General features: G+C 51.2%; 20 protein-coding genes. 7 read left to right on the plus strand and 13 right to left on the minus strand.

All coding sequences use genetic code 11. The features are described from left to right. Nucleotides 1–52: 52 nt before the first annotated feature. From DYU11_RS01325 to DYU11_RS01335, 3 genes are all read right to left on the minus strand, one after another. Nucleotides 53–1,126, minus strand: coding sequence for an alpha/beta hydrolase (locus DYU11_RS01325; protein WP_119665843.1), 1,074 nt, complete (start codon nt 1,124–1,126; stop codon nt 53–55). A gap of 120 nt (nt 1,127–1,246) precedes the next feature. Further along, entirely contained in the window at nt 1,247–2,833 is a 1,587-nt protein-coding gene (locus DYU11_RS01330; RefSeq protein ID WP_199736647.1) for a S8 family serine peptidase, read from the minus strand. Between the two features lie 154 nt (nt 2,834–2,987). Then, the gene (locus DYU11_RS01335) at nt 2,988–4,052 is read right to left on the minus strand and encodes a DUF3500 domain-containing protein (protein ID WP_119665844.1); all 1,065 of its coding nucleotides are present in this window, start codon (nt 4,050–4,052) and stop codon (nt 2,988–2,990) included. A gap of 154 nt (nt 4,053–4,206) precedes the next feature. On the opposite strand from DYU11_RS01335, the gene DYU11_RS01340 reads away from it, so the two are divergent. After that, nucleotides 4,207–5,319 (plus strand): LBF_2804 family protein, encoded by a 1,113-nt coding sequence (locus DYU11_RS01340; RefSeq protein ID WP_229365656.1) that lies wholly within the window; start codon nt 4,207–4,209, stop codon nt 5,317–5,319. Nucleotides 5,320–5,329: 10 nt separating this feature from the next. Here DYU11_RS01340 and DYU11_RS01345 read toward each other — a convergent pair whose 3' ends face one another. Further along, a complete protein-coding gene (locus DYU11_RS01345) occupies nt 5,330–6,151 on the minus strand; it encodes a DUF1206 domain-containing protein (RefSeq protein WP_119665845.1) in 822 nt (273 codons plus the stop codon). A gap of 172 nt (nt 6,152–6,323) precedes the next feature. Here DYU11_RS01345 and DYU11_RS01350 point away from each other — a divergent pair, with 172 nt between their 5' ends. Beyond that, nucleotides 6,324–8,255 (plus strand): T9SS type A sorting domain-containing protein, encoded by a 1,932-nt coding sequence (locus DYU11_RS01350; protein WP_158600199.1) that lies wholly within the window; start codon nt 6,324–6,326, stop codon nt 8,253–8,255. Here DYU11_RS01350 and gldE read toward each other — a convergent pair. The 3 genes from gldE to mutY form a co-directional block, all read right to left on the minus strand. Further along, on the minus strand, nt 8,238–9,581 hold the full coding sequence (gene gldE / locus DYU11_RS01355) for a gliding motility-associated protein GldE (RefSeq protein ID WP_119665847.1): 1,344 nt from the start codon (nt 9,579–9,581) through the stop codon (nt 8,238–8,240). The two genes, DYU11_RS01350 and gldE, sit on opposite strands and share 18 nt — an antisense overlap. A 36-nt stretch (nt 9,582–9,617) precedes the next feature. Continuing rightward, nucleotides 9,618–10,163, minus strand: a complete 546-nt coding sequence (locus DYU11_RS01360; protein WP_119665848.1) for a single-stranded DNA-binding protein — start codon at nt 10,161–10,163, stop codon at nt 9,618–9,620. Nucleotides 10,164–10,235: 72 nt separating this feature from the next. Further along, complete coding sequence (gene mutY, locus DYU11_RS01365; protein WP_119665849.1) at nt 10,236–11,327, minus strand: A/G-specific adenine glycosylase; 1,092 nt, start codon at nt 11,325–11,327, stop codon at nt 10,236–10,238. A 114-nt stretch (nt 11,328–11,441) separates the two neighbouring features. On the opposite strand from mutY, the gene DYU11_RS01370 reads away from it, so the two are divergent. The 3 genes from DYU11_RS01370 to DYU11_RS01380 all read left to right on the plus strand — a co-directional run bounded on the left by DYU11_RS01370 (nt 11,442) and on the right by DYU11_RS01380 (nt 14,654). After that, nucleotides 11,442–11,771: an HU family DNA-binding protein gene (locus tag DYU11_RS01370; protein WP_158600217.1), complete on the plus strand. Its 330-nt coding sequence runs from the start codon at nt 11,442–11,444 to the stop codon at nt 11,769–11,771. Between the two features lie 39 nt (nt 11,772–11,810). Beyond that, nucleotides 11,811–12,689, plus strand: coding sequence for a tetratricopeptide repeat protein (locus DYU11_RS01375; RefSeq protein WP_119665850.1), 879 nt, complete (start codon nt 11,811–11,813; stop codon nt 12,687–12,689). Between the two features lie 402 nt (nt 12,690–13,091). Next, complete coding sequence (locus DYU11_RS01380) at nt 13,092–14,654, plus strand: Rne/Rng family ribonuclease (protein WP_199736648.1); 1,563 nt, start codon at nt 13,092–13,094, stop codon at nt 14,652–14,654. Between the two features lie 91 nt (nt 14,655–14,745). Here DYU11_RS01380 and DYU11_RS01385 read toward each other — a convergent pair whose 3' ends face one another. The 4 genes from DYU11_RS01385 to DYU11_RS33430 form a co-directional block, all read right to left on the minus strand. Beyond that, a complete protein-coding gene (locus DYU11_RS01385; protein ID WP_119665851.1) occupies nt 14,746–15,861 on the minus strand; it encodes a lysophospholipid acyltransferase family protein in 1,116 nt (371 codons plus the stop codon). 22 nt (nt 15,862–15,883) lie between these two features. Further along, nucleotides 15,884–16,051 carry a hypothetical protein gene (locus tag DYU11_RS33420; RefSeq protein ID WP_199736649.1) on the minus strand — a complete coding sequence of 56 codons (168 nt, stop codon included), beginning with the start codon at nt 16,049–16,051 and terminating at the stop codon, nt 15,884–15,886. A gap of 103 nt (nt 16,052–16,154) precedes the next feature. After that, the gene (locus tag DYU11_RS33425; protein ID WP_199736650.1) at nt 16,155–16,313 is read right to left on the minus strand and encodes a hypothetical protein; all 159 of its coding nucleotides are present in this window, start codon (nt 16,311–16,313) and stop codon (nt 16,155–16,157) included. A 103-nt stretch (nt 16,314–16,416) separates the two neighbouring features. Continuing rightward, the gene (locus DYU11_RS33430; protein WP_199736650.1) at nt 16,417–16,575 is read right to left on the minus strand and encodes a hypothetical protein; all 159 of its coding nucleotides are present in this window, start codon (nt 16,573–16,575) and stop codon (nt 16,417–16,419) included. 272 nt (nt 16,576–16,847) lie between these two features. Between DYU11_RS33430 and DYU11_RS01390 the strand changes: the two genes are divergently transcribed. Further along, entirely contained in the window at nt 16,848–17,765 is a 918-nt protein-coding gene (locus tag DYU11_RS01390) for a LytTR family DNA-binding domain-containing protein (protein ID WP_229365657.1), read from the plus strand. On the opposite strand, the gene DYU11_RS01395 is transcribed toward DYU11_RS01390, so the two are convergent. Then, nucleotides 17,762–18,472, minus strand: a complete 711-nt coding sequence (locus DYU11_RS01395) for a LuxR C-terminal-related transcriptional regulator (RefSeq protein ID WP_119665853.1) — start codon at nt 18,470–18,472, stop codon at nt 17,762–17,764. The two genes, DYU11_RS01390 and DYU11_RS01395, sit on opposite strands and share 4 nt — an antisense overlap. 228 nt (nt 18,473–18,700) lie before the next feature. On the opposite strand from DYU11_RS01395, the gene DYU11_RS01400 reads away from it, so the two are divergent. Next, entirely contained in the window at nt 18,701–19,081 is a 381-nt protein-coding gene (locus tag DYU11_RS01400; RefSeq protein ID WP_119665854.1) for a hypothetical protein, read from the plus strand. 59 nt (nt 19,082–19,140) lie between these two features. Here the strand turns inward: DYU11_RS01400 and dnaG are convergent, their stop codons facing one another. Beyond that, nucleotides 19,141–21,192, minus strand: coding sequence for a DNA primase (gene dnaG, locus DYU11_RS01405; RefSeq protein ID WP_119665855.1), 2,052 nt, complete (start codon nt 21,190–21,192; stop codon nt 19,141–19,143). Between the last annotated feature and the right edge of the window lie 18 nt (nt 21,193–21,210).

Here is a 21,210-nt window from a genome sequence, read left to right on the forward strand (position 1 = left end):
AATCGCACCGGTAACCGGACGCTGTTCCGCTGCGTTGACTAAGCCAAATTGTTTAATAATACAACCACTCCAGCGCTTTGGGAAATTCTTTCCCCCAGGTTTCTTCGTTGTGCTCGCCGAGCGGATCGACCGACACCTGTAACTCGATGGGATGGCCGCCGTATTTCTGTTTGACCAGGGCGTTTTCGAACCGCTTGATGTTAGGCACCATAAAGGCCGATTCAGCCTCGCCCCCGTAGGCGTAGATTTTCATCGGTACGGTGGTTTCAAACTTAATCGCGTCGAAGTAGATCTTTGGAGTTGTCCAGAGCGCCGGCGAAAAAACCATAAGCCGTCCGAACACATCAGGGAAAATCAGACCGGCATAAATGCTGATCAGTCCTCCCAGCGAACTGCCGCCGATGCCCGTGCAGCCCGGTTCGGGCAGCGTTCGAAAGGTATCGTCGATGAAGGGTTTGAGCGTCTGCGTAATGAATTGCAGGTAGCGGTGCCCACGGCCATCCCCAACTTTCGTTCGCCCCAGCGTGTATTCGCGAATACGCTCTTCGGCACCATGATCGATGGTCACCAGAATGACCTCGTGGTGACCGCGGGCGGCCAGTACAGCCATTTTCTCGTCTACGTTCCAGCTTCCGAATCCGGTTCCCTCGCCAATCAGGTTCTGACCATCGTGCATATACAACACAGGATACCGCTTTTCAGGATTAGCCTCGTAGTCGTGCGGAAGCAGCACATTCACCCGGCGGGTAGTGTTGAGCTGCGGAAGTTGGAAATCGTCGCTTATTAATTTGGGCTTGTGCTCAGGATTAAACGGCTGACCATACCAGCGCCAGTGAGGTACGTGATTGCGCTCAATGTGCTGATCACGAATGCTGATGCGATTGGGAACACCCCCGCCGGACGCTCCCAGCTCGACGTGCGACCAATCGCCTTTGTTGTATTTGTATTCCAGTTCCTCGGGCAATGGCACCTCGGCAGGCCAGTCGAGAACGTACTCACCCGGTCCAATCGATTGCATCTGAAATAACTCAGGAGTAGGTGCCCAGTCGCAGAAATTACCGGACACAAAAACCGGACGGTCATCAATTACAGGTGTATTTAATTCAAATCGAAACGCTTTAGGCATAAAGTAATATTCTCAATATTCATTGGGCAAGACTGCTGCCCGCTCCAGTATCATAAACGCAAACGGACCGTTCACCGTTTCAAAAAACGGCAAACGGTCCGGTAATGCACTTAAATTCTTCTACTTAGCTTTGTCGCCTTCCTGAGCCAGCGCCAGTTTTACGGCTTCGTACAGGTTCACGACCCCGCCCGTCTTCGACAGCGTTGAAAAGTCGACAGTTTCGTTGCTTTCCGGCTTTTTCACCTGCGTTTTGTACGGAACCGCCGACTGCACGATGATTCGCTTCAAATCCGCGTAGGTTAACTTGGGAAAGTACGACTTCAGTACTGCCGCAACGCCGGCTACCACGGGTGCAGCCATGCTCGTGCCGTCGCTGTTCTGATACTGGCTACCGGGAACGGTCGAGTAGATGGTCTTACCCGGAGCAAACACATCAACTGAGCCTTTGCCGTAGTTGGAAAAACTGGCGGCCAGTTCGTCGCCGGTCGAGCTGCTGCTGGCGCCAACCGTAATCATGTTCGGAATCTCTTTACCATCGATGAATTTATCGGCCGGGTAACTCGCAGTAGTATCGAGGTTTTTGCCGTCGTTACCAGCTGCGTGGACCAGCAGCACCCCTTTTGACAGTGCATATCGCTCGGCCTCCTCAACGGCCTGGCGCTGGGGCGAGTAATCCTTGCCGAAGCTCATGTTGATGATCTGGGCTCCGTTGTCGACGGCGTACCGGATGGCGTTGGCCACGTCCTTATCGCGCTCATCACCGTCGGGTACGGCCCGTACGCCCATGATCTGAACGGCATCCGACACCCCCTGAATACCCAGCGAGTTCGTACGATCAGCGCCGATGATTCCGGCTACGTGCGTACCGTGAAAAGGATCAGGGCCCATGATGTCGGCGTTTCCGTAATTCCGCTCGTTCACGTTCTCAGGCTGGTCGCCAACGACGGCCCGGCCGTCGAAATCCGGATTGTAGGCGTATTCGGCGCGGGCTTTCAGTTCATCCAGAATCTTGTCCAGTTGCCCTTTCATGGCGTCGGTATCGGCTACATCCTGCTGTTTCAGCACCCGGTAGATCGCGCCCGCCTGCCGCGACGATGAAGCCGCCTGCCGCAGATCGGTGGTGTCGAGATTCTTTTTCTGGACGGAAGTTTTCAGTTCATCAACAATCGTCGTGTACTGATCGTAAAACTGCTTGATACCCTGGTACTGGGTCTGGTATTCGAGCCGTTTCGATTCGACTTCGCCTTTAGTTTTGACGTACAGATCGTATTCTTTCTGCTGATCCGGCTTAAGCGAAGCCCGGTTCTTGCCTTCGTACTGAGGACGTAGCTTTTTGTACAGCCGGGTTACTTCCGCCGTTTCGTGGTGGACATTCCGACCGTCTTTGCCACCAATAAAATTCCAGCCGTGAATATCATCCACGTAGCCGTTCTTATCGTCGTCTTTGCCGTTGCCCGGGATTTCTTTTGGATTGACCCACAGCACCCGGCGCAGATCTTCATGAGTGGAATCGATCCCGCCGTCGATCACGGCAACCACAACAGGCGTTGGCTTACGGTCTTTGAGGAGTTCGCGGTATGTCCGTTCAGTAGCGATACCCGGTATATTATCCGTTTTTGGATCGCGGTGATACCACTGTTGGGTATCCTGCGCCGAAGCCGCCAGCGACAGCAGGCAGACCGACGCACATAAAAGGAGTTTCTTCATATAAAGAGTAAAACAGGCCGGCCTCGGAGATGGAAGCATGACGTTGATTTGATAACCGCGCCGGTCCGTCGGTGTTTATTCTGACAAGATACAAAGAAACAGCTAATCGAGTGACTTAAAAAAACTTAAAACTACGCAGCGCCTTGTTCGCGGCTCACTTTGTCTTGTGCTGACTCTCGTAGTGTTCGCGGAGCAGGTCTTCTCCAAAATCGTTGGTCAGATCACGCACGACCGTATGGATGTGGTTAGCATTGGTTTGCGTGTTATCGTACTCGATCAGGATCGTAGGGCCGTGGATGCGGTAGTACCAGCCTTTGCCTTCGCCCAGTTCCGGCGTCAGGTCGCCCGCCCAGGCGAAGCGCAGCTTATCCAGACCGGCTTTTTCCAGGCGGGTAAACTGCTGTCGGGCCAGCGTAATGCGGTAGTTGTTGAGGTACACCTGCAGGAGCTCCAGAAAGAGCTTCCGCTGCTCGGCGCTCATTTCGTTTAGCGTCAGGCCTTCCATTTTTTCGAGCGACGCCTTGCGCTTGTTGCTGGTAATGATTTCAGGGTACGCTACGGTGCCGATGACCGCCTGTTTGCGCTGGCTGTCCGTGAGTGTTTTCAGCAATGCGAAAGCCAGATCGGTTTCCTGTTTCAGCACCCGTTTCCCTTTCTGGGGCACATCGGCCCGCACTTCACCCGGATTACTGCCGAAGAAGGTAGGCGTTTGTGCCAGCACCCGCCCGGTCAGCGACAGAAATTGCAGCGAAATATGATGCCCTTCAATACGCCAGCTCCACGGATCACGACTGCCGGGTTCGCCAAAAACAGTGAACGAATAATTCTCCGGGTCGCGGTATGTATCATTCGGCGGGCGATTTTCCACCACCCGCAGTACGTTCTCCAGGTCCATAATGGCAGTCGCTTTGTCGTATCCCTGATCGCTCAGACCGGTTTTCAGCAACGTCATAGCGGCTTTACGCTGCTCCTCATTCATCTGTTTGAGGGGCAGTCCTTTGCGGTTGCGCGGTACAAAATGCCAGTTGAACCGCTCCTCGTTATCGAACGGATAGGTGGCCTGCGCCCGCTGCTCCGGTGTGAGCAGCTGGAGGAATCGCTGCGTTACTACCGCCATCTCATCCTTAACCTGTTGCTGAGCAGGTTTGGACGGTGCAACTGTCTGGGCAGCAACCTGTGTGGCCAGCAAACACCCAACAACAAAACGAAATGCGCCCATAGTTTTCGGAGTTTTCAATGACTAAAGTAGCTCGCGAAAGGGATTTACTATGTACGTCGGGCTGATCGGCCGGGTGGTCGTGCTATCGTATGAAATTACTAACAAGAACCCCCTTTTTTTAGTTGTGGAGATAGTTCCACTGTCTCTGCCAGCTATGTCAACCCTGCCTCCGAATGAAAACCGTGGCCCGCTCGACCATCTGGCGTTACGTTATCTGCGGCAGGCCCTCAACAACCCTCATCCGCACGACGAACCCTACGTACTGAGTGAAGCCGAACTTCGCGTTATCCGGCACGTCCGACGGCAAACGCTGATCATTGCCGCGCTTGTTGGCGTACTGGGCGTAGTTCTGATGTATGTGCCTCAGTATGGCTGGCCCGAACTGTTTGTGGAGATTCCGTTGTCTTTTTTTGGGCAAAGCTACGCTCTTCCTATCACGGCGCTGCTCTACGGACTGATACTGGTTTATCTGGAAGTCAGCATATTGCTCGCCGTAAATCTTCGGGCTACAAAACTCATCATGGCCGCCTGTCAGTTTCCCCGCGCTCATGATGCCCGCTACGATCACCACCTTAAAGACATCGCTCTGGCGTCGCACCGCCGTCGGCGCACCACCCGGGTAGTGCCAAGGATGGGCATTGACCCCTATCTGAATCTGCCCCGCTGGGGACTGGCAACGTTCTTTCTGCTGAATATTCTGAAAGCGGTGCTCAGTACTCAGGCACTGCGCTATGCCGTGAGCCGCCTGTTCAGCCGGGTTGTTCAGCCAGTTATCGACCTGATTGGCCTGCCTATCTACGCGTTCTGGAATGCCTATGCTTCCTGGCAGGTTGTACACGAAGCCCAGATTCGGATTATGGCCCCCAGCACGATCCGCGAATTTGTGGGCGAACTCTACGATGAACTGGGGAAGAACGAGCAGTTCAGGTCCATGATTCTGGATGCGCTGCAGTACATCGCCGTATTGAAACGACAGTACAATTACGCCCATTTTCTGCTTACGGAAACCCTGCTCGACCGGTTCAATCTCCGCGCCGGTACCCCCCACCCCGGCGAATTTACCGACCGCCTGAAACAGGCCCCCCCCGAAGTACGTCGCGGACTGGAACGCCTGCTTGTTTTTGGAGCCGTGGTGGACGGACGCCTGTCACTACTTGAAAAATGGCGGTTTCGGCAGCTCAGGAAGAAAGGATTGCTCACCCATTCACGGACGGCAATCGGCCGCGTGAGCGCCGACTACAACCACGGCCGGGGGCTCTGGGTGTGATATCGACTCGTTACTCGGCTGTTTTGACGGGAAAGTAACGCGCCATGGCCAGCATAAACAACGCCATCAGCACCAGCCCTACAGCCGTGACCAGTTGTAGCCACGAACCACCCGGAACGGCCCGAAGCGCCATAATGAGGTCATCCATGTTTTTTACCCAATCCGGGTCCTCAATCCACGCTCCTTTGATCAGATACCAGCCTACACCGCCCAAGATCCCGCCCACGGTCAGGAAGCCGGCCAGGCTGCTTACTCGCAGCACCACCTTCCAGAACCCAGACAGGTGATCAATTTTCAGGGCTTTGTATACGTTACCGGCCACGGCTTTGTACACCTGCATACCGGCCCAGATCAGTATAACCCCACCGACCAGCATCACCAGCCAGTCGCCCCCCTGGAATTGCAGCAGTTTGGCCACCCATATTTTTTTCCCGTCTTCCTCACCCTTCTCGTTCGTTACTAACAGCTTAAAAGCCGTAACCCCAAGCGATGCGTAGGTTATGGCGCTCATCAGGTAGTTGAGTCGGTATAACCAGCCCCCTATTCCTTTGCCTTTTTTATACGGGTCGTTCCAGATTTCGTACAGCCGCCACAGCGTATGACCGGCCAGCGCGACAATGATCAATGCGATAAGAATCTTACCAAATGGGTTATCCGTCAATTGTTTCAGCACCTCATCCCGGTTCGGCTCAGGCGCGCTTAGCCCTGTCCTGTAGCGGAATATAAACGTGGCAATACTGCCGTAGAAGAGGGCTTTGGCGACATAGCTTACCCTGGCCAACAGCTCTACCGTCCTGTTCGGCTGCCCCGCAATCTGTTTGTTAACTACCATTTGATGAATTCTTTAACGGCTTAACTGCCGGGAAAGCGTTACCTTTGGGGCTGGTTGGTTCTGTAATTTGATAATGTCCTGTCTGTTTAAACCGTTACTCTTCGTTTGTTGTTGCTTTCTTTTCATAAGACCGGCGTCTGGACAACTCACCATTTCGTATCCTGTTCCGCAGATGGTCGTTCAGCGCAACCAGCAAAATTCGGCTCCGCTTTTCATTGCCGGTACGTTTACTGTCCCTGTTGACCGGGTTGAGGCCCGACTTGTTCCGATCACTTCGTCAACGTCTCGCCCAACCGACTGGATTGAAGTTCAAAACGCTCCCCGGAACGGTCTGTACCAGGGTAGTATTACAGCCCCCGCAGGCTTGTTTCGGCTGGAGGTACGGGGCGTTCGGGCCAACAGCCCCGTAAGCCAGGCAACGGTATCACGCGTGGGAATCGGCGAAGTGTTTCTGATTGCCGGCCAGTCGAATGCAATGGGGCTGCCCAACCTTGGGGCTAAGGGAGCATCCGACCGGGTAGTATCATTCAATGCGTGGAACCGGTTCTGGAATAAAAACGACGTATTGGAATCGTCGGACAAGCCGTTTCCGGCCCCTGTTTTCTCTCAGCTTGACGCAACTAACCTGATCTTTCCGACCGGCGAGACGGCCTGGTGCTGGGGCGAACTTGGCGACCGGATTGCCGACCGCTTCCACATACCGGTAGCTTTTTTCAACGTGGCTATCCCGGCTACAGTGGCTGATAACTGGAGCGCCACAGCCAGGGGCATGCCCGCCAAAAATATCTTTAACAGTACGTACTGGCCGTTTCTACAGCCTTATACCAACCTGCGAAATGCGCTGCAGTACTACCATAGTACGTTTGGCATCCGGGCGGTGCTGTGGCATCATGGTGAGTCTGATGCGGTGCCGCTGCATACAACCAAAGATAACTACTGCCGGTCGGTGCAGGAGCTGATCGATTATAGCCGGGCCGACTTTGCAACCGGCCTGACCTGGGTTATTTCCCGCTGCTCCATTACGCCGGCCGGGCCGTCCCCTGATCAGGCCATCCGGGCTGCACAGGATTCGTTGATAAACAAACCCAACAACAATGTGTGGGCTGGCCCCGACACCGACACCATCCAGTCGCCCCGTCCTGCGCACGGTCATTTCGAAAACGTACCGAATGGTGTTCAGGGCCTGTCCATATTTGCTGGCGCCTGGAACAACAGCCTGAGCGATACGTTCTTCAGCCGATCACAGCCTCAGCAACCCCATCAGTTTATCCAGACGGGTCTGGTGCCGACTGAGATTACCGCCGGACAAACCCTGCGTGTTCCCTTTACCTCGACCGCTTTCGAAACCTCCCCTACTGTATCTGTTCAGTTGCTCAACGAACGGGGCTGGTACGTAACGGACGTTGGACACGGTCAGGGATTCAATCCTGTCGAAGTTAAGCTACCCGATACGTTAAGCGCGGGCACGTACCGGCTTCGTGTCGTGGCAACCAGTCCGGCCATACTTGCCGGAAATCCATCGGCTCCGTTTCGCGTTTCAGGGGCGGGAAAATCAATGCGGTATTTCGTTGATCAGCAAATGGAACAGGATAGCGCTTTGTCACGTGTCCACTGGCTTACTACCCACGAACCCGCCGGCAGTCGTTTTTTTGTTGAGCGACAGGAACAGTCGGGGTCGTTCCAAACCATCGGGCGCGTAGAGGCTACCATCGACGGGCAGTTATCACATTTGTATTCATTTGCGGAGCCGCTTGCGGAGTCCGGCAGCCGTATCTACCGGATTCGGCTGGAACTACCCGATGGTTCGGTGCAGTACAGCACTCCGCTCGTATTGGCTACACCTGACGAATTGTTACCAAAACCCCTGGTATTTCCCAACCCCAGCGACGGTACGTCGTTAACCGTTCAGTTACCCCGAAGCGGCACCTGGACCTTAATGTTAACCGACGCTAACGGCCGTACAGTCTGGCAGCAGGCTCCCGAAGTACGGGCTGATCAGCCACAAACCGTAAGCTTACCGCCGGGTCTGGCTGATGGGTTATACATACTGTACTGTCAATGGAATAACCAGCGCTACAGCCAGCGGCTATTGATTCGGCACTGAATCGACGATTTTCGTGACCCGCACTTCGTTGATTCGCTTATCATCGGCCGATAGCACAAGGAACGTAAAGCCGGCGCTGGTTACCTCCTCACCGGCTTTGGGTAACCGGCTGAACAACTCGAGCAGCAGCCCGCCCAGCGATTCGCTGTCGCCCCGAATCTCCTCGAACGTACTGGCGTCTACATTCAGGATTCGGCACACGTCGGTCAGGGAAACTTTACCTTCAAACACCACCGTACGTTCATCTTCGCGTCGATACCCTTCCGGATCTTCTTCATCAAACTCATCGTTGATGTCGCCGAAAATTTCTTCAATGATATCCTCCAGCGTTACGAGTCCGCGTGTGCCACCGTATTCGTCCACCACAATGGCCATGTGGACCCGCCGTTTCTGAAAATCCTGGAGCAGGTCGTCTACTTTTTTGGTTTCCGGAATGAAAAACACGGGGCGCAGCAACGTTTGCCAGCGGAATGCATCATCGTCGTGCAGATGCGGCAGGAGGTCTTTAATGTACAGAATCCCCTCCACCTGGTCCAGCGATTCATGGTAAACCGGCACCCGCGAGTAACCCGACGCATTGATTTGCGCCATCAGTTCCGAAAACGACAGATCATCCGCTACGGCCGAAATATCGAGCCGGGCCCGCATAACCTGACGGGCGGTCAGGTTACTGAAGTTAACGATGCCTTTGAGGATTTCACGCTCTTCGGAGGTGGCGTCAGTACCCGTTAATTCGACGGCCTGGCTCAGTTCTTCGGCCGAAAGCCGGTACCCACGGCGTTGTATGCGCTTATCGACCTGATTACTGAGCGTTACGAGCAGCTTGGACAACGGCAGAAATACGAACAAACCTATCTGAGCGAGCGGTGCCGTTCGACGGGCCACGGTCAGGTTGTTCTGGCTGGCATACACTTTAGGAATTATTTCGCCGAACAGGACAATGGCAATCGTCGTCAGCAGCGTAACGCCCACCAGCAACCCAACTGATGCGTGCGTAGCCTGAGAAAACTCCCAGGTCAGATACGTTACCATAACGACGATGGCAATGTTCAGCAGGTTGTTAAAGATAACCAGCGAAGCCAGTAACCGTTTCGGACGGTCGAGCAAGGTGGATATGCGCTGGTAGTCTACCCGGTCACTATCCCGGCAACGGCCCCGCTCTTCGGGCGAGAGCGAAAAGAAAGCAGCTTCCGATGCCGACACTAACCCGGCCAGCGTCATCAGCAAGAGAATCAATGCCACGTAGGGGGCATATAAATCAAAATAGGTGCCCCAGCCGTCGCCAGCCAGGAGCACCTTTCGAGGAAGAGGATCACTAAGGTCCATGCAACTTAAATCAGGTTCAACAATTGCCCCAGCGGCTTAGAATGGTAAATCATCATCGCCACTGTTGCTTTCGAACGACACCGGATCGGGCTCCCGCTTGGCTGGTTGCTGGCGGGTTGCCGTTTGCTGACGAGGTGCCGGCTGAGGCTGGGGTTGTGGAGCAGGAGCGGGCGCAGCCTGCTGACGCGGGCGTTCAGGCTGAGCGGCCGCAGCCGGAGCCTGCTGATACGACTCCTCCTGGCCATCCGGACGGCCACTACTCAGAAACTGGAAGGTAGTAGCCCGAACACCCAGCGAAAAGCGTTCTTTACCATCACGGTCGGTATACGTTTCAGTACGCAGACGTCCCTCAACGTAGATTTGCTGACCCTTACGCAGATATTTTTCAACGGTTTTGGCTTGTTCATTCCAAACCTCCACGCGAAACCACTCCGTCTGCTCAACCTGCTCGCCGGTGCGTGTGGTATAACGTTCGTTGGTGGCAACGCTGAAACGGGCAACTACACCTCCTCCATCAAAATAACGGACTTCCGGATCGTTACCTACGTTACCAATTAAAATCACTTTGTTAAGGCTTGCCATGCTAAAATTGTGTTTAAATCGTCTAAAATGTACGGTGGCTTAAGGAGGATAAAGTTACTGAAATGAAACTACTTATCCAAGTGATCGCTGCAAATAGTTAGTGATCAAAACCGGCTTCGGCAGCCCCCCTATTTCGGCGGCAGAATACCATTGTAAGCCTGTTGGTAAGGGGCTATTTAGATGGTCAGGCACCTCAATCTCGTAAAACCAGGCACGCACCCGCTGGTGCGAAAGCAACTGCATCAATTCTACGGGAGGCCCGGTTGGAACACCGTTTTGCAAGAGTTCCGCTGCCGACTCGGGCAGCACCAATCTGGCTAACGGCACCGCCGGTTCTTCATCTTCAATCAGCAGGAATTCGTATAAATTCTGCCAGATATCCTGGGCTGTTCGTTCCCGCATGGCTAGCTTTTCGTCCTGCCTGAATACTATATACGTAAAGTACCGCTCCCGGACGGGTGCCTTCTTACGTTTGACCGGCAATAGCTGCTGCCGTCCGGTCAGATAAGCGTTGCACTGCTGCTGAAGCGGACAAAGTAAACAATCGGGCGCAACCGGTGTGCATTGGATAGCACCGAACTCCATAATGGCCTGATTGTACGTAGCCGGATTATCGGCCGACTGAATAAGCTCCGCTGCCAGGCCCGCAAAGGTTTTTTTGGCCTTAGTGGTTGTAATATCCTCAGTGATACCAAAGACCCGGGCCAGTACCCGGTACACGTTTCCATCCACAACCGGCACCCGCTCCCCAAAGGCAAACGAAGCGACAGCGGCAGCCGTATACGAGCCTATCCCTTTCATTTTCAGCAAGTCATCATACGTTTCGGGAAACTTTCCATTCAGTTGGGTGGTTACATAACGAGCGGTCTGGTGCAGATTCCGGGCTCTGGAGTAATAGCCTAAGCCCTGCCACAGCCGAAGCACATCACGCTCATCGGCCCGGGCCATGTCCGACACGGTTGGGTAGGCGGCCAAAAATCGTTCGTAATACGGTCGTCCCTGCACAACGCGAGTCTGTTGCAGAATAATTTCTGAAAGCCAGATTCGGTACGGGTCAGTGGTGTGTCGCCAGGGAAGGTCGCGCTTGTGGTGTTCGTACCAACGTTCAAGCGTATAGGCGAAACCAGGTTTTACTGAAGGGTTAGAGTCTGATAGCCAATCCAAAGTAAAAGTAGAATTTGTATTGTCCGGTAGGAAAACTGAGCAAGATGACTTTTAAAGTTTAACGGAAAGCTCTACCTTTGTGCTCCCATTTTGGACACCTGATTTTTCAACATTATAGTAAACGTTAAAGTTTTAAAAGTCGTGACGAAAGCAGACGTAATTGCAGAGATTGCCGATAAGACCGGGATCGATAAGGCGGAAGTAACGCATACTCTGGAAACATTCTTTTCGGTAGTTAAGGACTCGTTGGCCGAGGGGGAGAACATCTATGTGCGAGGGTTCGGTAGCTTTATCAACAAGAAAAGAGCCAAGAAAGTAGCCCGCAATATCTCGAAGAATACCGCCATGGTAATCGACGAGCATTATATTCCCAGCTTTAAGCCCGCTAAGATTTTCGTTGAGCAGGTAAAGACCAGCGATAAGGCGAAAGTCTCTGCTGAGTAATCTGCCGTAGCCCTGTAACGTTTGCGACGCATTTTCATCATGAATAAATCCATTCTTCTTGTTGTTGTTCTGGCTTCGGCCCTTACTGCAGGTTTGTATTCCCTGCCTAAGGTTGTCGTGCGCGATGAAAACAAGCAGTTGAGTGCGACGGAAGCGGGTGGCCATATGTCGCAAACGCCAGGGTCACGTCAGACAGACGGCGCTAAATCCCAATCTACGGATGCAGCGACGCCGAACTCAACGATGAACCATGAACAGTCGCTGTCACCTGAGCAACAAAAGCAGGTGGCGGGACTACGGGCCAGATTTCAGGCCTCAGAAGCCGCTGCCAAACAGGCAGCCGGTGAGCAGTTAATCACTTTTTTCCGTGAAGCCAGTCGTTTCGATAGTGCCGCTTATTACGCTGGCCTGCTGGCCTCCGCTCAGCCCGACGAACGCAACCTGCTGCGGGCCGGCGACCAGTACTTTGAAGCGTATACGTACGCAGTAGACGAAGCCAAGACGGTACGTCTCGGCGAAAAAACACGGGAGTTTTATCAGAAAGCGCTCGAAAAAAATTCTAACTTGCTGGCTGCTAAGGCGAACATGGCTATGACGTACGTCAACACCCAGACGCCGATGCAGGGAATCATGTTGCTGCGCGAAGTGTTGCAGCAGGATCCGACCAACGAACTGGCCTTGTTCAATCTGGGATTGTTGTCGATGCGTTCGGGACAATACCAGAAAGCTATTGAACGATTCCGCCAGATTCTGGTGGTTAACCCCTCAAGCCGGAAAGCTCAGTTCTATCTCGGCGTCAGCCTGGCTGAGGCTGGTCAGAAAGTAGAAGCGTTACGGGTGCTTGGGCAGGTAAAAGAACAGGAAAAAGATCCGCAGATACTAGCGGCTATCCGCGAGTACGAGGAGCGCTTACAGTAGTTTTCGGTATACCAGTTATGGTTTGCGGCTGCTCTGGCTGGTTTAGGCCAGTTTCAGCCTAAAATCATGACTGGTATAACCAACAAAAAAGGGCCTGCCGAGTGGCTGGCCGTCACTTATTAAACCACTTAAATACGTTTACACAATGCCTTGCGGTAAGAAACGGAAGCGGCATAAAATTGCCACCCACAAGCGGAAAAAGCGGCTCAGAAAGAACCGGCATAAAAAGAAATAGTTTACAGTTCTGTAGTTTACAGTTTTCAGTTATAGAGTTCTGACCGATAACTTCAAACTGAAAACTATAAACTGAAAACTCATCTTGCGGAAGCCTCGTGCCGGTCTGAATGGTCCGAACGTGGCTTCTTTCTTTTTATACAGTCATCTTAACCGTAGATTCATCTTGTGAGTAATGAATTAGTTATCAGTTCTACTCAGAAAGGTGATCGGATTGCACTCTTGCAAAACAAGAGATTGCTGGAGTATCACGAAGAAGAGTTAGACAGCAGCTTCACCGTTGGCGATCTGTACTTAGGAACAGTCAAAAAACTTTCGTCGGGCCTGAATGCGGCTTTCGTAGACGTTGGTCACGAAAAAGACGGTTTTTTGCACTATCAGGACTTGGGACCGAATGTTAATTCGCTCAACAAGTTTATTAAAGACGTAATCGCCAAGCGCGTCACTACCGGCCGGCTCAACGGCATGAAACTTGAGCCGGAGATCGAAAAAATCGGAAAAATCGATAAGGTACTGACGAAAAATGCTCCGATTCTGGTTCAGGTGGTCAAAGAACCCATCTCAACCAAAGGCCCACGCCTTTCCTGCGATATTTCGATCGCTGGTCGCTATTTGGTTCTCGTTCCGTTCTCGGACGGCGTTAACCTGTCTAAAAAAATTACCGATCGTGCCGAACGATCGCGCCTGATCCGGCTGATGTCGTCGATCAAGCCGCAAAATTTCGGCATCATTGTCCGGACGGTCGCTCAGGGCAAAGACGTTGAGGAACTCGACCGGGATTTGCAGAACTCCCTCGACAAATGGGAGCAGGCTGTTAAAGCTTTGACGGAAGCGAAACCCCGGGACCGGGTATTGGGTGAGATGAATCGGGCATCATCCATCCTGCGCGATATGCTAAACGAGTCGTTCGACAGCATCACGGTCGATACTCGGGAGTCATTCGACGAAATCAGAAATTTTATTCATACGATTGCGCCGGAAAAAGAGAAAATTGTAAAACTCTACAGCGGCAAAGCAAAAGTGTTTGAAGCCCTTGGGCTTGAAAAACAGCTCAAATCACTCTTTGGGCGTTCGGTTAGCCTACCCGGTGGGGGTTATCTGATTATTGAACACACCGAAGCGCTGCACGTCATCGATGTCAACAGCGGGAACAAATCAAATTCAGAAGAAGACCAGGAGGCAACCGCGATTAGTGTAAACCGCGAAGCGGCCAAAGAAATTGCCCGCCAGCTCCGGCTGCGCGATATGGGCGGTATAATCGTAGTCGATTTCATCGATATGAAGAGGCAGGAAAATAAAAAGCTCCTGCAGGATATCATGCGCGATGAAATGAAATCGGATCGCTCCAAATTTACGATTCTTCCTCTGACCAAGTTTGGGCTGATGCAGATTACGCGTCAGCGGGTTCGGCCCGAAATGAACATTGTCACCCGCGAGGTTTGCCCAACCTGCGGAGGTACCGGTACTATTCAGGCTAGTGTGCTGGTAACAGATGTGATCGAGAACAATCTCGATTATATTCTGACCAAGCAAAATGAGCGGGGCGTCTCCATCGCGGTCCACCCTTTTCTGCATGCCTACTTCACTAAGGGCTTTTATTCCCGGCAAATCCAGTGGTACGTCAAATACAGAAACTGGGTTAAACTCGTGAAAGACAGCTCACTTGGCATCGTGAACTTCAAGTTCTACAACAAGTCAGGTGACGAGATTGAAGTAGGCAGCGGAGCTTGAGCAAGCTACCAACATTTTGTTATTTCATAGAACGTAAAAGCACCTCGTTGATACATCTATGCATCGACGAGGTGCTTTTACGTTAAAGCGATTAGCAAAGAACTCCCATCTCAACCAATTCGCCGAACATTTCTTCGCCAACAAGGCCTTCAACCGAGTCTACTTCATTCAGATTTAAGAGTAGATCCCGGAGATCCTCGGAGATTTCATACGTTTGATAGAGTCGTCGATCAAACAGAACCGGTGCCTGCTCCAGATCGCAGAGGGTGTAGCGATCCTCATTGAAAGTCGGATGTTCAGGCCGTTTTCCAGACGACGTTTGTTTGGGTGCTTCCGGCTCAAGGAATGACTGAATATAGTTCCATCCTTCCCACTGGCCTGGATTCTGGTTTAACTGCGACCAGAGTGCATCGTAGAGCTGTTGCATGGCTTCCTGGCAATACATTTCCCGGTCGCTGTTTCGGATGGGACGTATTGGATCGAGGAAGTGTAAGACATTTGAAAGATCGGGTTGCCGATACGTTACCACCGGTACGATCGGTACACCAGCTGCGTGGGATAGGTAACCAACTCCTTTACGAGTCCACACGCGCCGGCTCCCCAGTTTGACTGATAAAAATTTATCAGTTTCGTTTGCTTCCGGCGCCGTTTCGGGGCTGCCATCCACAAATACGATCAGCGATTTTCCTGCTTTCAGCTCACGCAGGACCGACAGTCCGGCCGACGGATGACCCGCTTCAATAATCCGGAACGAGTTCTTGCAGTTACGCTGTCGACGCAATTCGTCGATGTGCGCCAGTATATCGTCGCCCTGATGACGATTTGTATTATTACCAACCAGCAGCACACAATCCAGACCGCGCCGGAACAATAAGCTGGTTAGAATTCGGTATGACCCGAAATGATACGTGCAATAGATGCGGGGGTTATCCTTCCGCAAGGCCCATTCATGCGCACCCCGGAGTTTGATCAGGTCGCCGGCTGAAAAGCATCGATGATCAAACATGGTAAACACCTGTTGTAGCAGAAGCTCATGGAATAGCTCCTCGTGACGGCCGCGGGGGATGGAAGGCATGATGTTTTCCATATTGGCTGAGAAAGTGGTAAACTTCATCAGATACCCCCGCTCCTTCTGCAGATCAATCTGCTCGAAGTTTTCCCGGCACCGAGTCAATTCCTGCTTATACAGACGTAATGCGGATGACATGGTCGTATGTAAATGAGGTTAATTAAAGAGAGAAAACGGTTTCGCGGTTCAGGCCATGGAAGTAGGGCATGGTCTCGCAGCACTCGCCAGGCTTGAGGAACTTCAGCAGGTTGTGGGCTTCTTTCTTGGCAGCAGAAGCAACAGTGTTCTTTTGGTTTTGGACCGGCTTGATAGAGAATTGCTTTTTCATGAGACTTTGTAGCTTTACGATTTGATAAGTTTGACCTGTGACATAATGGCTATCGCGCCGTCAGAACATAAACCGGCCTTGGCGATACCCAGGGTGAAATGGATTAGAGAGAGAAAACGGTTTCGCGATTCAGGCCATGGAAGTAGGGCATCACTTCGCAGCACTCGCCAGGCTTGAGGAACTTCAGCAGGTTGTGGGCTTCTTTCTTGGCAGCAGATACGTTGTTCTTTTGAACCGGCTTGATAGAGAATTGCTTTTTCATGAGACTTTGTAGCTTTACGATTTGATAAATTTGACCTGTGACATAATGGCTATCGCGCCGTCAGAACATAAACCGGCCTTGGCGATACCCAGGGTGAAATGGATTAGAGAGAGAAAACGGTTTCGCGATTCAGACCGTGGAAGTAGGGCATCACTTCGCAGCACTCGCCAGGCTTAAGGAACTTCAGCAGGTTGTGGGCTTCTTTCTTGGCAGCAGATACGTTGTTCTTTTGAACCGGCTTGATGGAGAATTGCTTTTTCATGAGACTTTGTAGCTTTACGATTGATGTTAGTTTCCTTTGTGAAGGCGCATCCGTTGCGCCGTTTGAACAATACAAAGGTCTTTGTTTAATGAAGGGGCATCAATCGCAAAAAAGTCTCAATATGAGGTGGCGAAATAGTCAAATATTACCACTATCTTAGTACTGATTTATGCTAAGGGATAATGAAGGAGTTGAAACTACACTTAACGTATTTACGGAAGCCTATTAAGAGTATAGCTATCCTTATGATAGTGTTACTCCTGGTAGAGACCATGGCCTGGTCCCTTGCTTATCCCGTAAAAATGAAAATGGTAAGTGAAGCAGGGGGTCTATGGCAGTATATAGCTCTCTTTCTTCGAAGCTTACTCATTCCAGAAATTTGCACTTTGTATGTACTTTTGACTTTACTTAGTAAATATCATTCTGTACTAAAGATAAAATCAGTAGAGGCTAATTGGCCTGCTATTGGTCGTTACGAATTGCGGTTACTACCTGTTATTCTCCTGGCATTCTTCGTATTTAATCCTGTTACACAAACGATCCGGTTTTTACTGGAGCGATTTCCGGATTATTCATTTTCAAATTACTGGTATAAATACATAGCCAACACGTTTACTTTTAGCGTTTACTTCAAGTATTTAATACCAGTTCTTCTTATCGGTTACACAGCAACCAATCTTTCTTTATTCTCAGACTACTTGCGTCGTCGGCAGGAAGACGAGGATAGAGAAAAAGCAGCTGGTACCATTACTCCTCAGGTTCAGTTATCTCCCCCAGAACCTGCACCTGCGGTATCCCGTACGTATACGGCTCACCTTAAAGGGCGAAACGCTCATGGTGAATTAGACTTCCCGGTTACGGATGTTTACTTCTTCACCGTTGAGGAACGTTATTACTACGCCGAATTGTCGAAAGGGCGTTACTTAATTAACAAAACGCTCAATGAGTTAGAGACCGAGCTGGATCCCTTTAATTTCTTCCGCATTAAGCGCGATTATATCGTTAACAGACGGTCCGTTTTGAACTACGCTTACTGGGAAAACGGCAAATATATTGTAAGGCTTGACACTCCCGACAGGCACGAGATTGTTGTTCCCCGCGCCAGAATGCAGGAATTCCGAGAGTGGTTACAAGGAAGCCAGCGCTCCACATCCGCAGATGAGTCGACTGGCTCACTTGTCTTTGCCTAAAGGTAATTTTTCACCGATATTCCGTAGCGTGGTAATTGCCTACAGCTTTTTAACTCAAGCTTTTGGGCGATTCTAGCTTTATGATTCACGGCGGTTCGGTAACTTATTCCTAATTGATCAGCTATTTCGTTGGCAGTATGGCCGTTAGCGACCATGCGCAGTACTTCCCGTTCGCGATCGGATAGCCGGTTTAATTCATTTCGGGTGCTTTCAGCCATTACTTCTACACCATAATTTTTAAGCAGCGCCATAAATCCGCTACTATAGTAACATCCTCCGTTACTTACTGTCTGAAAGCACTTATAAAGCTCCTCCAGGCCATCGCTGGCGTATAAAAAGCCAAAGAACCCCATCTGCATGGCATTGGCAACCAGCCGTAAATCAGGTTTGCTGGTGTACAAGATGAATTTAGTGCGCTGATTTGACTCTCGCATCTGCTCCACAATATCGAAACTTCGACGTCCTGAAATTTCTGATTCAAGGATTACACATTCGGGTCGTTTTACCCGAATCTGCTGTAATGTATCTTCCATCTCAACAGCCCGGCCTACTACATTGTATCCCTGCTCTTTCAGCAACTGACTCAGTACTTCACAGTTGAATAACTCAGACTGAGCAACCAGAATTGAGAAATCTTTACGTCGAATCGAAAAGTTTTTGCCGGTTGTATTACGTTCGGCATCCTGGCCGTTGGTCGGTTGATTCATGACAAGTTTTCGGTATAGAGGATGAATCTAATTACATAACTGATTCTTTTGCAACCCCGTTCGTATGAAATCACCATAGCCTTGGGTGAAATCACCCAAATACGGTTCGCCTAAATTAGGTGATTTCGTCTGGCTAAATGGTGATTTCACACAAAATGGGTTGTTTTTAACGATTTGGGGCTACTATTTTGGTTCATCGATCAGCAAGTACCATTTGCGAACTTTTGTATGATGAAGCAAGATGAAACGCCGACGTTTGGCTATGAAGCTACACCGGCAGAGATGCAAAACGTGATCCTGGATTGGGTGAAAGCGACTGAGGAGTTCCACCGGCGCTATTCTCAGCTGACCGAAGTGATCAACACCTTGCAGGCCTCGGCCCGGCGGCAGCCTACGGCAAACCGGACACGTCTCCGTAATCTTACGGCTCTACGTCAGCACATGAGTGACGTACTCATGACGCTGTTACTTGATATGACCGGTCAGAAACCCGGTCGATCTGCTCAACCATCCAAGCCTGGCCAACTGCAGTCGCATGCCCGCTTGCTGGAAGAGCTGAATCGCAAAATCGACAATGAGTTGATGCGGTTCACAGCAGCACAAGCTTAGTGTTCACCTTCCCCCATGATAAAGGAAGCCCCACACCTATGGGTTGGGGCTTTTTCTTTTTAGCCTGAGATGACCGTTCCCAGTAGACTGGATATTTCCATATCAATACGTTTAAAGTGCATATATTCAATCAGGAGCTGATCGGTTTCCTCGGAAGTTTTACCGGCTGATTCCCGCAGTTGCTGCTGAAGCGAAGCCATCCGTTGTTCTGCCAGCATTTTTTTAATACGTAGTATGTTGCGGTACGCAGCATCGGCTAAAATACCTATTTCTTCTTCAGTTGGTACATAGATTTCATGTTTTACCCACCCCTCACTGATCTCATACCGGGGCGTTGTTAAAGTAATAGCATGATGCTGTATGTCTGACTCCCGCTCTACAGAGAAAAAATCAGTTGCCGTCAGGATATTTCCCTGACTATATGCCTCCCGAAACAAGGTCAGCATCAAGTCGTAGGGCGGGGTTTGAAAGTCGACCTCATGTAATTCACTCAGCACGTATTGACAGAGCGTAACCCCCGGCTCCAGCTCCCGGTTACCATGGTTGATCAGCAGCCGGATGCATTCTTCCTCCTGGTACGAAATAGGGGTTCGAACAGCTTTACTGCGTTCGGCTGCCGGCCGTTGATCCGGCATTGGCACCTCTTCACGAAACGAAGGCTCAACACCGGCTTCGTTTAGTAAGGCATTGATATCGTCGAGCGACGGTTCGGCTGATGTGCCGGGCGGTATTTGCTGCCGGCTTTGTCGATCTTTCTGCCGGTCATATTCTTTCTGCGTCTGATCTTGCTGCTTTCTAACCAGCCGGTTGCTTTCAGAAATCAGCGTTTGCTCGTCAACGTGCAGCTGCTGGGCAGTCGTCCTGAAGAAAACCTGCCGCTGAAGAGGGTCAGGAATGCGCGTGATGCTGCTTACAATCTCCGAAATGACTTCGGCGCGTTTGAAAGGGTTGTCGCCGGCATCGCGTAGTAACATGTCCGTTTTAAAACGGATGAAATCGTGGGTATTCTCGCGGATGTAGGTTTTGAACGATTCGGCACCTACCTGACGGACGTAACTATCCGGGTCTTCGCCGTTGGGGAACGTAACAATACTGACGTTCAGGCCTTCTTCCAGCACCATGTCCAGGCCACGAAGAGCGGCCTTGATCCCGGCCGCATCCCCGTCGTATAATATCGTGACGTTAGGCGTAAAGCGGCTGATCAGTCGGATCTGTTCAATGGTGAGCGACGTACCCGACGAGGCCACAACGTTCTTGATACCCGCCTGGTGCAGCGAAATTACATCGGTATACCCTTCGGTAAGAAAGCAAACGTTTTCCTGCCTGATGGCCTGTTTGGCCTGAAAAATACCGTACAGGACCTGGCTTTTATGGTAAACCTCGGTTTCAGGCGAATTAAGGTACTTGGGCTGATTTTTATCGGCTTTCAGGATACGGGCTCCGAACGCAATCACACGCCCCGAGACATTGTGGATCGGGAACATGACCCGCCCTCGAAAGCGGTCGAACAGTTTCTGAGCACCTCCGTCGGTTCCTTCCTTACTGATTACGAGTCCTGCTTTTTCGAGTAATTCCCGATTATACCCCCGTTGTGTGGCCTCTTTCAGCAGCGCGTCCCACTGGTCGAAGCTATAGCCTAAGTCAAACGCTTCGATGGTAGGGTTGGAAAACCCGCGCTCACGAAAATAGCTGAGTCCAATACTTTGCCCTTCTTCGGATGTCAGCAAAGTGTCCTGAAAAAACGTTTTGGCAAAATTGAGGACAATAAAGAGGCTTTCGCGTTCATTCTGCCGGATAACCTCTTCAGGAGTCTGCTCCTGCTCCTCAATTTCGATGCCGTATTTTTTGGCCAGGTATCGCAGGGCTTCACCGTACCCAATATTTTCGACATCCATCACGAATTTTACGGCATCGCCGGCCTTACCACAGCCAAAACACTTGTAGATCTGACGACTCGGATTAACGTTGAAAGAGGGTGTTTTTTCGTTGTGAAATGGACAACACGCGATCCAGTTACTGCCTCGCTTCTTCAGTGAAATAAAGTCATTTACAACTTCAATGATGTCGGCCGCCTGACGAATTCGTTCAACAGTTTCTTCAGGTATGCGCATAGGCTGGGCTTTATACTA

Source organism: Fibrisoma montanum, assembly GCF_003583365.1.
GTDB classification, from domain to species: Bacteria; Bacteroidota; Bacteroidia; order Cytophagales; family Spirosomataceae; genus Fibrisoma; species Fibrisoma montanum.